Source organism: Kosakonia sp. SOY2 (assembly GCF_027109175.1).
Taxonomy (GTDB): Bacteria; Pseudomonadota; Gammaproteobacteria; order Enterobacterales; family Enterobacteriaceae; genus Kosakonia.
The window spans coordinates 40522-52639 of sequence record NZ_JAPVXH010000006.1 but is presented as its reverse complement, the minus strand read 5'-3'; the positions used below and the strand labels follow the sequence as shown (position 1 = coordinate 52639).

Annotated in this window: 12 protein-coding genes and 3 pseudogenes; 6 read left to right on the top strand and 9 right to left on the bottom strand. The window is 47.7% G+C overall.

Going from position 1 to position 12118, the window contains the following annotated elements; genetic code table 11:
* Position 1 precedes the first annotated feature (1 nt).
* Genes O3S68_RS21850 through O3S68_RS21835 form a run of 4 tightly spaced genes read right to left on the bottom strand, consistent with a single transcriptional unit; the run spans position 2 to position 2826 of the window.
* Positions 2 to 535 (bottom strand): DUF2975 domain-containing protein, encoded by a 534-nt coding sequence (locus O3S68_RS21850; RefSeq protein ID WP_269232489.1) that lies wholly within the window; start codon positions 533 to 535, stop codon positions 2 to 4.
* A 25-nt stretch (positions 536 to 560) separates the two neighbouring features.
* Complete coding sequence (locus O3S68_RS21845) at positions 561 to 908, bottom strand: hypothetical protein (RefSeq protein ID WP_269232488.1); 348 nt, start codon at positions 906 to 908, stop codon at positions 561 to 563.
* Positions 895 to 2010 (bottom strand): serine hydrolase domain-containing protein, encoded by a 1116-nt coding sequence (locus O3S68_RS21840; RefSeq protein WP_269232487.1) that lies wholly within the window; start codon positions 2008 to 2010, stop codon positions 895 to 897. Before O3S68_RS21840 ends, O3S68_RS21845 begins: the two co-directional genes overlap by 14 nt.
* Positions 2011 to 2019: 9 nt before the next feature.
* Positions 2020 to 2826, bottom strand: a complete 807-nt coding sequence (locus O3S68_RS21835; RefSeq protein ID WP_269232486.1) for a MipA/OmpV family protein — start codon at positions 2824 to 2826, stop codon at positions 2020 to 2022.
* A 146-nt stretch (positions 2827 to 2972) separates the two neighbouring features.
* Between O3S68_RS21835 and O3S68_RS21830 the strand changes: the two genes are divergently transcribed.
* The 4 genes and pseudogenes from O3S68_RS21830 (at position 2973) to O3S68_RS21815 (ending at position 5589) form a co-directional block, all read left to right on the top strand.
* Entirely contained in the window at positions 2973 to 3713 is a 741-nt protein-coding gene (locus tag O3S68_RS21830; RefSeq protein ID WP_269232485.1) for an SDR family oxidoreductase, read from the top strand.
* A 31-nt stretch (positions 3714 to 3744) separates the two neighbouring features.
* Positions 3745 to 4218, top strand: coding sequence for a GyrI-like domain-containing protein (locus tag O3S68_RS21825; protein ID WP_269232484.1), 474 nt, complete (start codon positions 3745 to 3747; stop codon positions 4216 to 4218).
* A gap of 93 nt (positions 4219 to 4311) precedes the next feature.
* Positions 4312 to 4490: pseudogene (locus O3S68_RS21820) on the top strand (transcriptional regulator); the annotation flags it as partial.
* A gap of 208 nt (positions 4491 to 4698) precedes the next feature.
* The gene (locus O3S68_RS21815; RefSeq protein ID WP_269232551.1) at positions 4699 to 5589 is read left to right on the top strand and encodes a GNAT family N-acetyltransferase; all 891 of its coding nucleotides are present in this window, start codon (positions 4699 to 4701) and stop codon (positions 5587 to 5589) included.
* Between the two features lie 491 nt (positions 5590 to 6080).
* Here O3S68_RS21815 and O3S68_RS21810 read toward each other — a convergent pair whose 3' ends face one another.
* The 5 genes and pseudogenes from O3S68_RS21810 to O3S68_RS21790 form a co-directional block, all read right to left on the bottom strand.
* The gene (locus O3S68_RS21810; RefSeq protein WP_269232483.1) at positions 6081 to 7181 is read right to left on the bottom strand and encodes a hypothetical protein; all 1101 of its coding nucleotides are present in this window, start codon (positions 7179 to 7181) and stop codon (positions 6081 to 6083) included.
* A 518-nt stretch (positions 7182 to 7699) separates the two neighbouring features.
* Entirely contained in the window at positions 7700 to 8191 is a 492-nt protein-coding gene (locus O3S68_RS21805; RefSeq protein ID WP_269232482.1) for a DUF4411 family protein, read from the bottom strand.
* Positions 8188 to 9333: an ImmA/IrrE family metallo-endopeptidase gene (locus tag O3S68_RS21800; protein ID WP_269232481.1), complete on the bottom strand. Its 1146-nt coding sequence runs from the start codon at positions 9331 to 9333 to the stop codon at positions 8188 to 8190. The genes O3S68_RS21805 and O3S68_RS21800 overlap by 4 nt, the downstream gene beginning before the upstream one ends.
* Positions 9334 to 9818: 485 nt before the next feature.
* A pseudogene (locus O3S68_RS21795) lies at positions 9819 to 10531 on the bottom strand (transposase).
* A 121-nt stretch (positions 10532 to 10652) separates the two neighbouring features.
* A pseudogene (locus O3S68_RS21790) lies at positions 10653 to 10751 on the bottom strand (integrase); the annotation flags it as partial.
* A 257-nt stretch (positions 10752 to 11008) separates the two neighbouring features.
* Between O3S68_RS21790 and O3S68_RS21785 the strand changes: the two are divergent.
* Both O3S68_RS21785 and O3S68_RS21780 read left to right on the top strand, forming a co-directional pair.
* On the top strand, positions 11009 to 11446 hold the full coding sequence (locus O3S68_RS21785; protein WP_269232480.1) for a diadenylate cyclase: 438 nt from the start codon (positions 11009 to 11011) through the stop codon (positions 11444 to 11446).
* Positions 11443 to 12036, top strand: a complete 594-nt coding sequence (locus tag O3S68_RS21780) for a hypothetical protein (RefSeq protein ID WP_269232479.1) — start codon at positions 11443 to 11445, stop codon at positions 12034 to 12036. Before O3S68_RS21785 ends, O3S68_RS21780 begins: the two co-directional genes overlap by 4 nt.
* Positions 12037 to 12118: the final 82 nt, after the last annotated feature.

The window sequence follows — 12118 nt, the reverse complement described above, 5'->3', positions numbered from 1 at the left end:
ATCAGATAAACTCCCTGGTTTCTTCTTCTGCTTTGATCCCCGCAAGCATGGCGTGAAACGTCACAAATAACAAGCCGCCGGTGAGTAACAGGATCACATCGCCAATCAGCACGGTGACCTGATAATATTTTTCCGGCCACCAGACGACCAGCGGTATTAAAAAGCGGCATACCGGCAATACAATGCCAAGGCTCAGCATCATCAATGCAATAGTACGCACACAACGCGCCATCGCCAGGTTGAGGATTTGCCGTTTACCGACCAGGCGCATCACGAGCATTCCCTGCCAGATAGCAAAAGCAAATAACCCGACGGGAAAATAGAGAATGATCAACAGCAGTAACTGGTGAAGTGGCGATACGGCAGCCACTGGCTGGCTTTCTGCCTGCATTTCGGCGAATTTAAGCATGCTGGAAATAAAAAATGACTCACCGGAAAAATATAACCACAGCGGTGTAATTAAGGCGAGGATGAAAAAGAGCGGCAATATCCCTGCGATAAGCATCAGGCTGAGTTTATTTCGTACACCTTTCACTTTGTACCTTCCTGAATTAAGGATTCTATTTTAAAACCAGCATGCTCAAGCATGACATAAGCATCAGCGAAATGACAATCTTGCCAGCCGCCAGTACGCGCGGGCTGCGTGTTAACCAGGGCGCTGACCACGCGTGATAAACGCTGATGGCAATAAACGACGCCTGAATGGTCCATGTCAGCATTCTGAACAGATAACCGATCTTGGTCAGATGCGTGATTGTCTGCATCATTTCGGCACAATAAATGACAATCAAAGCCAGCAGGATGTAGTTCAACAACCGTATTTTGTAATGTGCGACCCAGGAGCCGCAAATAAACAGAATGACCGAAATAAAGGTTAATAGGGCCCACAACATATCAATCCAGTTCATGATGAGCTTCCGTTTTAGCTGGTGTCTGCGTTAACAACAGGCGCATGGCCGGGCCAATAACGGGCCATGCCGTATCTGAGAGGATCACCACGGCAGATTGTTGCTGTGGATCGACCGCAATCGCGGAGGCAAAACCGGAGGATTCACCGTCGTGCCAGGTGATGTCCCGCCCACGAATACGGGTGGTAAACCAGGCGTAACCCACGCGTGAATCCGCATCGTCAGTGGCAAAGCGTGGCGACATTGCCGCGCGACCGGCAAGTTTGCCCGCCAGTAAGGCCTGCGCATAATGCGCCATATCGACGATGGTCGACCGCACACCGGCAGCCGGCGTGAATGCGTGCTGTATCCATGGTGCTTCGGCAAATCCGGACACCGCCCAACCGTGGTGAAACGTGGGCGTGTCAGGGGTTAATGCTTCGGCAACAACGGTGTTTTTCATTTTCGCCTGCGCAAAAACCCGCGTTTGCAACAGCGAATTAAAAGGCTGATGTGCAGCTCTCGACAGCGCCAGTCCCAGCAAGGCGTAGCCGGTATTGGAATAATCAAATCTGGCGGGCGTGGCTAAGCGGGTGTTATTCACCATTTCGATGACGGATTGTTCGTCATACTCCCAGAAGTTTTCACGCAGGATTATCTGGCTGATCACCTGGATCTTCTTGCGCAGCGATGAGGCCAGCGGCGGCAGGCCAGAGCGATGCGATGCCAGTTGCTCAAGGGTAATTTCTCGCGCCGGGCCGCTGATTTCCGGAATAAGATCGCCGACGCGGGTTTGCGCTGTCGCTTCACCCCGGCGAAATGCCTCCATCAGTAAACTGCTGGTCATGGTTTTGGTCAGGCTGGCGATTTCATATTGTCGGTTGTAATCACTATTCCAGAGGGCGTATTGCACCCCGCGCGGCGTGATCAGCGCGGCGGCGACGCTGCCTCGCGATCCTTTCAATAACGGCGTTAAAAATGACACCATACTGGCATCTCCCGTCTGGCGTGGCGACGGGGTGCTGAAACCAGGTTGCAGATAAATACCGGCGGCAATCAGAGTGATAAATACCGCGCCCGCAGCGAGCAGCCGCGGGCGGCTGCGAAAGTGACATTTGCTCATGGCGTCGCCTCAGAATGTGTACTGGATCAGTGACGACAGGGTGTACTGCATCCGACTGTTGACCAGAGGGCTGCTCCCCGCGTCATCGAACAGGTACTGCGCGCGGCTGGTCAATCCTGCCGCCAGGTTTTTATCGAAATGCCATACCAGCTCTGTATACACACCACCTTGCTGGAAGCCTGATGAGGGGGAGTAAACGGCAAAATCGGTGCGTTGCGCCTGCTGCGCCGTTACACCGTAGTGGCGCTGCTGGTAGCCGCTGTTCGCCCAGCTGACGTCGCCGCCGACCGAAAGGGAGACATTCTGTCCGCGCCAGAGCTCGGCTTCCGCGCCGCTTGTGACGAGCAGGCTTCTGTCTGGCGCTTCGCCGCCGTATCGCTGCTTTTCCGTGGCGGTTAACAGGCGAAGCCACAACGTCCAGTTTTCTTGTTGGTAACGCAGATCTGTACCCGCCATCACCGCTGCAGACAGGTTACCCATTCCTTGTAGATCGCGGTTTTTTCTGCTGGAAAACGGGTAGTTAAATACCTCTTTTCGCGCCTCATCTTGCGTTAACAGCAGGCTCACGCTGAAGGGCGAGTCCGGTGTCATTCCCCAAATCAGCCCGTCGGTAGACAGACCGAACAACCCCCAGTTTTCGCTATGAAGATTTACGCCCGCTTTCAGCAGTGGTTCCACGGCCGTGTGGTTCGACCCCGAGTAAATGGGGTGCGCGCTGACGCCCAGCCCGGCAAAAACGGACAACTCTGCGCTGTGTGTCGGCGCACAGATGAGTAATCCAGAGAACAAAACACCCTGTTGCAGACTTCTTTTCATTCGATGCCTCTCCTGGCAAAGGTGGTTGAAATGGATGCAGGCTAGCCTGGTGTTTATCGTTTTACAATAAGTTTTTATTGTTTTATTTTAATCATCGTTGAGGATAAAAACGCGCATTGGCACATAAACGGCTTCAGGGAGGCGGGATGGCCAGGTTCACAGGTAAGAAAATTGTCATTACGGGAGCCAGCAGTGGTATTGGTCTGTCAGGGGCGAAACGCATTGTTGCGGAAGAGGGGGAAGTCATGATCACCGGGCGTGATGCGCACAAACTGGCGCGCCTTCGCAAGGTGCTGCCACCTGATGCCCGGTTGCTGCAAAACGACGGAGCCGATCCGGCAGCGGCGCAAGCGCTGGCTGACGCGGTAGCCGCCTTCGGCATGCTGGATGGCTTATGGCTGAATGCCGGGCAGCTGGCTTTTGCACCTGCCGAAAAGGGTAGTGCCGCGCTGTTCGATAGCATGATGAAGAACAATGTTCGCGCCGCGGTACTGCAAATATCCTGTCTTGCCCGCTTTTTGAAAGCGGGCGCGTCGGTGGTGCTGACCGCATCGACCGCCGCCTATGAAGGAACCCCGCTTGCGGCGATTTACGCTGCCAGTAAAGGGGCGCAGCTGGCGCTGGTTCGCTGTTGGGCAACGGCCTTTGCAGCACAAGGGATCCGGGTGAATGCGCTGGTACCAGGCGCGATAGAAACTGGTTTGCTTGAGGCGATCCCGGCGCCATTTCGTGATCAATATGACGCGCAGATCCGCGCCATTGTGCCGATGAAGCGGCCTGGAACACCGGAGGAAGCGGCTGCTGTCGCGTTATTCTTGTTATCTGATGATGCCAGTTATGTCACGGGCAGCCAGTACGTGGTTGATGGCGGGCTGCTGCGTTTATAAACGTTATTCTTAATAATGGTGCGGAGGATTTATGAGTTTACGGTTTGAAAATGCGCTTCCCAGGAGCATCGTTTGTGTGCGCGTTGGTGGTCCATGGAACGAGACGGTACCGGTTGGTTTTCAACAAATTATTGGCTGGGCGCAGGAGCAGGGCGTGACTTACCGGGAAGCGCTGGTGTTTTACTGGGATGATCCTGCGCACACGAATGTTGCCGACTTGCGTGCCGATGTCGCGCTTACGGTTGATGCGCAAACACAGGTGAACCTTACCGGTACGGCATTCAGAGAAGAAATTGTACCGGGAGGGCTATACGCCGTGTGGCATACGCTTGTGCGGAACGGCGCTTACGCCAAAGCGTGGAGCGATTTGTACGCTGCGATAGAAAACAGCGATTACGAACTTGCTCGCGGCGTTTGTTTCGAAAACTACCTTTGCGATGGTCGTGATGGCAACTGGGATATTGAAATCTGGCAGTCGGTAGAACCAAAGACCTCAAACCGCTAATCGCATCTGCAGGCGGCGATTACCGCGTGAGATTAGTCTGGAGAGCCGACTTTTCGCGAAGATACCTCAGTCAATGCGCTCGCCGAACGCTTCCTGGATGACGGCCTCAAAACGGCCGCTGTCGGCGACAGATATTTTCAGCTGGTTGCTGATCCGGAGGCCACGGTCCGGAAGCTCTACCGGCATATTATTCTGGCCAGACCTTCGGTTCCGCCCCGATCTCCCGGGATGAGCTGCGCTTCATGCTGGCTTATGCCCGGGAGGCCTTTATGGGGTCCGCCTGGAAAACGGAAAATATCCTACGTTAAGCCTGTTTTTTGAGCTGGCACCTCGCTCACAACGAACCTTTGGATCAGTTAGCTTGTCCGCTCTGTGCCAGAAGTGGACGCTGTCGTGCCGAAAGCGGCTTGCTGTTTGCACAAAAGACAGGGCAATCTGTGTAGCCTGACCTGATACCTGGAGCGATGGCAGATGGATAGGATGATAAAATTTATGCTCTCTCAGTATGCTGAACTGCCCGTACCACAGGAAACTCTTCGTAGCTGGCTTGAAAAATGGATTTCTGAGCAGGAAAAATGGTGTGTGGACAGTACCTTTTCAGCACGATTCCCGTGGAAAGAAACCGGCTTACCACAGGAGTACTTTTTACAGCGAAAACTCACTATTGATGGCCAGCAGTTTCTTACTGGTCCGCGTTACCGGGGGGGCGATATCAATAACCCTTTCATTGATATCGTCGCTTCAGACTCCGGCACAGATTGGTCGGTACTCAAATCTGTCAGCCAGGAATGGGCGCAACTACAGCCGCAGTACATTCGTATTCTCTCGCCCGGCCATCATAAAGTTCAGGGTATTACAGACCAGCTGATATATGCTTCCTGCCTGTCTGGTGCTCCTGAATATTCGGATGAGGCATTAACCCTGCGGCCGGCTGAATACACCGATTTTGAATGGTGTCGACAGGCTTTGACAGAGGCTTATCAGTATTCATTGTTAGCTGTCCCTGCCTTAAAAGACCGCCTGTACTCTGTCGATGACGAGGAACTCAGTGATCATCTTTCAGCAGGCAATGCGTATATTATTTACGAAGATGAGATTCGTGTCGGACTGATAATTTACGAGAAGGGGGAGGTCGCTTTTTTAGAGGGCTACCGGATTTCTGAAGAAGTTATCCTGCCTGCCTTTCGCGGACGCTCTCTGGCTTCCCGGGCTCAGCGTCTGCTTGGTAACCATCTTGCCCACCCTGGCCGGGAAATGACCTTCATTACAGGAACTATCATTCCGGAAAATTTGCCGTCTATAAAGACAGCTGAAAAAGCGGGGCGGAGATGTGTTCTCAGATACGAGTTTTTACCTGTAATGTTAAGTTAACTGGCTGAACCTGAACGTTAAACCTGTGGCTGTATGTTGACAGGATATTTGCCTTTATGAGCATCCTCTTTCTGAAAAAGGCGCAGGATAAGCAGCGTTTAGGTCTGTCATGAGCGAAGAGCTGACATTTCTAACAGCATTCTGTCTGAATAGGTCAGGTCTGCTATGAGCGAAATGCGGACATTATTGAGTCAGCCTGATTACAAAGGAGCTCAAAAGATACCGGCAAGCTTTTATGGGATACTTACACTATGAGCTGTGCTTATCGTTGCGAATAAATTACGTTAGAAGGCAGCTTTTTATGCTGGTGAAGGCCGACCTGGTGTACTTACTGCTGGTTAGCTATCCGTTTGCCGTGCAGGCAGAAGCGGCGCCTCGGGCTGATGGGCAGAGTTATATGGCGGAAAACTCATATCCTCTATGAAAACCTGCCATATAACCCCCTCTTAGATATAAAACCAGATTTGCAAAAATACTGAACAAACATTCACCTAGTCAGAAAAAGCCCCACTCAAAAGAAGCTCTTTTATGAATTCTCTGCTTGCTTCAATGGCAATCCGGTGGCGTTCTTCGCTTTCCCGCATGCGCTTATGTTCTTCAATAAATGCTTCCATTTTGGCATTATTATCATTTTCATTTTCAGGTCCACAGATCATCCCCCCGGAAGTGATATGATGAGAATTCGAATTTCTCAATGCTCTCGCCAGTTTCCCATCTATAGTTAAGGCAGCCGAAGCGGGGGCATAGCGAGAGTGGCTTTGATTAGAAAATTGACTTTGAATATTACAGTTTGTATAAATATCTAAATCTGCAAGCCCCATCAAATTTCCTTTTGAAGTTAACTTTAAAATTTGAGTAAATAAAAAATCTTTCTCATTATTGTATTTATTGATGACATCTCTGTCGTTACTTTTGCATTCAATAATATATTTGTGTATGTACTGCGTAAAGAATCGACTTGATTTGGTTTCGTCAAAATATTCAAGACCTAAAGGGTAAAAAAGCGCATCAGCTGCAAAAGCAGGTGGGACCAGTATGTATCCTGTACCAGTTATAGGGAATCCAGCTACACCAGAACCAGCACGCTGAATGAAGTTTATGTGCCAGTTTTCATTTTGATATGCAATCAAAGTTTTTTTTATTTTTTTAGCATCGTTTTGAATTAATTGTAAAAAATGTTCTGCCCCCGGATATGTTTCAATACCATCAAAGAATAACTTTGCGCCCAACTCTTCCTCTATCAGATTTTTTAACTCTTTGAATTTAATCCAGTGCTCATGTGTGTTTTTTAAATTTTTTTGCCGAAGATATTCATAAAAAACAGTCGGCCTTACCACCAGATCAAAATGAAAAGGTAGCTTCTTTATGAGTTTAAATGCCAGAAGGATCGACAGGAGTCCTTCTGAGACGTTACCTTGCCGGTATGACTCAAGACGCAAGATTATATTGGAATCTAATACTAACCTGTACGGACCTTCAAGAATTAATGCACTTTCAATCTGATTGAATAAAGATAACAGGTTCTGAAAGAATGTGTTTTTGCTTTTTTGCTTCAGAGCCTTAAACCGAATTGAAATTTCTTCTATTTCCATGTTATAAAGTTCCACAATAAATAATTGTTAATTATAAGCATGATTAACCTTACTCTATTACGTTTGAAGTTGCCATTTTGAATGAGAGAAAGACAGAGGGAAGCAGTGATCTGCTCCCATAAACCATCATATCGTAAGGTAAGCGACGGGGGATACGCATTGACTTCACTCGTCCGGGAACGCCAACGGACAATACGACAGTGGAGTCCTTCACTACGCCTCTGATTATTGTGTATGCGGCAGGGTGCGATTATACACCGTGCATCATCCACCAACATGAACTCGTTCTCGTTCAGACATTCTGCCGTACCCGCGTCCCCATTCTGCGCAGGGCTGGATGACGCCATCCGAATTTGCCGGTTGCCAGAATATGCAGCCAGACTGAGGCCGGTTACTCCTGAATAACGGCTGGAGCATATCCAGTGTCAGGATCACTCATTAGATGGCCTTAGGGGAACAATATTTGGTAGTTCAGTATCACAATTAATGCCTAAATATGGGCTAATTATACTTAAGCTTTATGAGCCTAATACAAACCGCGCATTCAATTCACGGAGAAACTGAAACGTATTTACACAAGGGACGCCGAATTGATGGCAGATATTCGGCACTTTAACTTTTTTAGTACCTTCAATAACGTGTGACTCATGTGTCACAACCACTGCACCGATAGACTTTGCTTTAGCAATAATCCACGGGTCGGCTTTTGCAAGAAAGTTATCACGATTGCCGGGATTGTAATCACCAGCCATAACAGTCTGAACAACTTGTGTAAAAATGGCTTGCGTATCTGCATCGTCGTTATTGATAAAATGACCCGGACGTGCTTTAGCCCAGTTCGCCAGTTCGTCATTACCGTCCTTCAGTTCCCGGCCGATCATATCCACACTGCCTATAAGTCCCTGTGCAAACTGAAGATCTAACCAGTTCCAGTAAGCGGGGCAGATATCCATGCCGTAATACTGATTTTTCGCTTGAATATACGTGTTTGCATCTAGTAGGTATTTCATACCCCTAGCTCCTTTGCAAAAACAGGAATTTTAGCTGGTCTCATACCGTCAAGAAGCACGCTTGCCTCACGAAGTAAAAGCTGGCCACTCAGCGCCTGTGCGACGACAGCGCGGGAAAATGGCAGGCTGATCTGCGCTTTTTTCGTCTTGTAATAGCCGGGACCGCCGTTACCGTTTTTTTCTCTCTCCTGCCATTCATCTTTCAATCTCGCAATATAGCCTGCGTAGTCATCATATCCGATTAACTTGAGTGTTAATGCCCGGCGGGTCAGTACCCACCGGCTAACCCGAAAATGAAGTTCCAGAGGAGCGAGATTATCCTGCCAGAAATCCAAATTTGGTTGCCAGAGTTGTGTAAATTCCTCTGCCGGAACCAGAAACTCGGCAGCCACTGCATTGCATAAAACTTCTTCTTTACGAGAAGTTCGTGCATCTCCGTCGGAAATACCGGACTGTCCGATCCAGATATGGCACAGTTCATGGATTAGCGTAAATAACCTGGCCCCGGGGGCGTCGGCATGGTTGACGAAAATAATGGGGGCATATTCATCGGTAATGGCGAACCCGCGAAACTCCTCCACCTGTAAAGGTCGAGTGAAATGTCCCAGATTAGCCTGCCGCATGACTAAAATCCCGATGGATTCGATGCGATTAACCAGATCCCGATAGTAAGCATCGCTGTTCCCACGTTCAGGATATCGCCCAATTCGCAACGCCTGCTGGATATCTTCGACGATAGTATCGACGCTGTTGCGCATAGATAAACGTCCGACAAATGGGTTGGGCTCAGCCAACTGCTGCCTAAGATATTCCCTGTACCATTCCTGACGCTGGAGCATCAGTTTTACCAGATCCAGTAATTCTGCGCTGGGCTGATGAACCGGGCGATTGTCCTGTGTTCTCAAATCGGGGATGGGAAGTGTTTCAACTGGTGGGGCTATCAGAAACAAGTAACCGAAAGGGACATGCGCCTTTTCAGCAAAAAGCATTGCCTGATTAAACGTCATGGACTGCTCGCCTGATTCCCACTGCATCAGACGCTCTTCGCTAACAGCGCACTTAGCGGCAAATACAGGCAAAGAATAGCCGGAACGCTGACGCGCCCAAGTTAACATTGCTGTATTTATATTTGCCGTTGCCATATTCGTTTTCCTGACGTTTTCCCACTGATTATAGATAAAAAAAAGCGTAAAACCTATTCATCTGTTGCTGAAATAAACAATCAATTTCGCGCAAAATCAGTAATATTGTGATGTCATCCCTGCCTGCTATATCTGATATTAATACTTTGCGCTTTGAGGGTTGTAAACCTCGTCTGGCGTGGGCAAATCATCACCAACAACGTCAGCTTTTTGTTCCTTCCGTTCTTAAGAAAGGAGGGAGTAAGTTGCCCGATCAACGTCGGGCGGGCGATGAACATAATACCCTTAGGGAGAATAAATCCGCGGTTCGCTAGACCGTTTTGAACTACCGGCACCATCTTTTATTTAGGAGGACTAACTCTGTTAGTGAGGCGTTATAGACTCGTTCCGAAACTGGAGGTTTGTAGAGCAATCAACCAAAATAAGCCCATTATACAGTACATAACGTATTTCCTGAGAACAACTTAAAGTCCGCTCTGTAGTGGTCAACTAAAACTGTCCACCACTTTAGCGTTCTTCCAGTGTCGTTTTTCCGATTCGTTTGGTGTTAACCCACAGTTATACACGTGTGGCTTGAGCGCGCTGTAATACCCGAAGATATAGTCCGTTATTGCGTAAGCTGCATCGCTAAAGCTTATGTAACCAGTCACCGGTACCCACTCTTTCTTAAGGCTCCGGAAGAAGCGTTCCATAGGACTATTATCCCAGCAGTTTCCACGCTGGCTCATACTCTGCTTGATCTGGTATCGCCACAGTAATTGCTGGAGCTGCCGGTTCGTATAATGACTAGCCTGATCGCTATGGAACATTACTCTGGCTGGCTTACCGTGCGTTTCCCATGCCATTTCCAGCGCTTTCATGGTGAGTCTGCTGTCTGGTGAGAACGACATTGCCCAGCCTACTCCGATTATCGAGAACTGTTGAGGGGGTCTGACATCAAGAACACGGTAGCCTTTTTTTATATTTCATTTTCCATTTCAATACGTTGGGGCTTTTTTCTGAACTCACGGATTTCAATTTTTTCCGGTGTCATGGGGTAAGCTTTTGGCGTTTTTCCCAGTCGCTCATCACGCAACTGCTTCACCCATCGCGTCATTGTGGAAAGGCCGACATCCATGGCGCTGGCTGCATCTGCAACGGTGTAGTTCTGGTCAAGGACCAGTTGAGCGGATTCGCGTTTAAACTCTGTGTAGGGCACCTGTCATGTTCTGAGATGAGCATATCACTTCTATTCAGGTGGCAAAATTCAGTGTGCCCCTACAGCCCGGAAGTTTACTGTCCAGAGCCATGTTAAACAGAGCCAAATCGCGGATTTTTCATTCCAGCTCAGGACGGATAAGAATTCCCCAGATATGAGAGATCTGAAGAAGCCGATTTTGGCCAATAATGCTGCTTTTGTTCCAGGGTGAAATTTTAATGTTCAATCTCCATTGGGTTAGGAGATGTGATTATGGTTGTCCCATATGAGCGAACATCGTGCATTTTCCTTTGTTGTCGTTAGCTAAAACTGCATCTTGTCCTGATGCATGACATCAAACCCTATACCTTTGTTGCTAAGAATCTTAGGCATTGCTTATCAAATCTTCCATTATTTAGAAAAATATTGGATAATGTTTTTACTCATACAATCGTGTAACTTTAGGCAGTTAGCTGTTAAAAAAGAATGAAATGAGCAATGACAAAAGAGAGTTTATATAAATTACTATATGGTATTTGGAAAAATTCCAATCGTAGTGATTTTTCTGGGGTCGGGATTATTATATGTAATAATCCTGATAGTATTCCTATAACGAGCCTTCGTAATACAAATCCCATAAAGAATGATTCCACATTGGAGTTATTAACAAGAATTTCCAACAAAAATAGTGAATATCACGATGGCTTTCATATATTAGATGAGACAGGAGCTGTTATTTATACCGCCCAATATTTCTCACCTCAAATCATAGATAACATAAGTTTTGATAGATCAAGAATTGTTGGTGGTCGTTTCGTTGCCGCGCTATATGGTTCTTGCATTGATGAAATTAAATTTACAGGAATTGTAAGCGAAGGAGATCGTCTTTCTATATTTAAGGATGGTAAGGAAGTTTATTATGAGGAGTTGCAATGATAAACCTTCTCCCGATAGGGAAAATAATCTCAACAATCGCCGTCATCTATGCTGCTTTCTGCTGCCTGATTTTATGGGCCATATATGATGAAAATACAACTTTCGCGACAGCCCTATCAGTGGCATCTGGAGGTTCGTTCCTTCTGAATACTATTTTGATATCAATTTTTTTCTTTGGCTGGCGAAAACTATGGAAATTATTCCCTAAGCTAAATGACCTATTCTTCCCTGATTTGAATGGAACTTGGGATATGGTTATTCATTGGGAATGGCAAGATAAAAAAGGCATCTCTCGCGCTCACGCAACGATAAGGCAGAATTTTCTTAGAATTGGAATGGATGTTGATGCTGACGACTCCGATTCTCAAACGCTGGTGGCTAAGCCTAAAAAGGATACCGAAACGGGGAGACCAGCACTATACTACGTTTTTTTAACAACTCCCAAGCATAAAAAAGGTTTTGGTGCACAAGATCCTTACAAAGGCACAGCTATTCTCAAGCTAAACCTTAATGGTAAACAAGTGCTAAATGGGAACTACTTCACAAGCCGTAAAACAATAGGTCATTATGAGCTGACACGTATTGACTAATCGCCAACCAGCGGGTGAGGGTTCTTTACTAGGAGCCTATATCCATATTAACTTGAATGTTGCTCAGATTACCCCATATGAT

Coding starts and splice junctions, on each gene's coding strand:
- O3S68_RS21825 (WP_269232484.1), top strand. CDS start 3,745: ATGAGTTTACGGTTTGAAAATGCGCTTCCCAGGAGCATCGTTTGTGTG.
- O3S68_RS21835 (WP_269232486.1), bottom strand. CDS start 2,826: ATGAAAAGAAGTCTGCAACAGGGTGTTTTGTTCTCTGGATTACTCATC.
- O3S68_RS21845 (WP_269232488.1), bottom strand. CDS start 908: ATGAACTGGATTGATATGTTGTGGGCCCTATTAACCTTTATTTCGGTC.
- O3S68_RS21815 (WP_269232551.1), top strand. CDS start 4,699: ATGATAAAATTTATGCTCTCTCAGTATGCTGAACTGCCCGTACCACAG.
- O3S68_RS21780 (WP_269232479.1), top strand. CDS start 11,443: ATGATAAACCTTCTCCCGATAGGGAAAATAATCTCAACAATCGCCGTC.
- O3S68_RS21800 (WP_269232481.1), bottom strand. CDS start 9,333: ATGGCAACGGCAAATATAAATACAGCAATGTTAACTTGGGCGCGTCAG.
- O3S68_RS21840 (WP_269232487.1), bottom strand. CDS start 2,010: ATGAGCAAATGTCACTTTCGCAGCCGCCCGCGGCTGCTCGCTGCGGGC.
- O3S68_RS21785 (WP_269232480.1), top strand. CDS start 11,009: ATGACAAAAGAGAGTTTATATAAATTACTATATGGTATTTGGAAAAAT.
- O3S68_RS21805 (WP_269232482.1), bottom strand. CDS start 8,191: ATGAAATACCTACTAGATGCAAACACGTATATTCAAGCGAAAAATCAG.
- O3S68_RS21810 (WP_269232483.1), bottom strand. CDS start 7,181: ATGGAAATAGAAGAAATTTCAATTCGGTTTAAGGCTCTGAAGCAAAAA.
- O3S68_RS21830 (WP_269232485.1), top strand. CDS start 2,973: ATGGCCAGGTTCACAGGTAAGAAAATTGTCATTACGGGAGCCAGCAGT.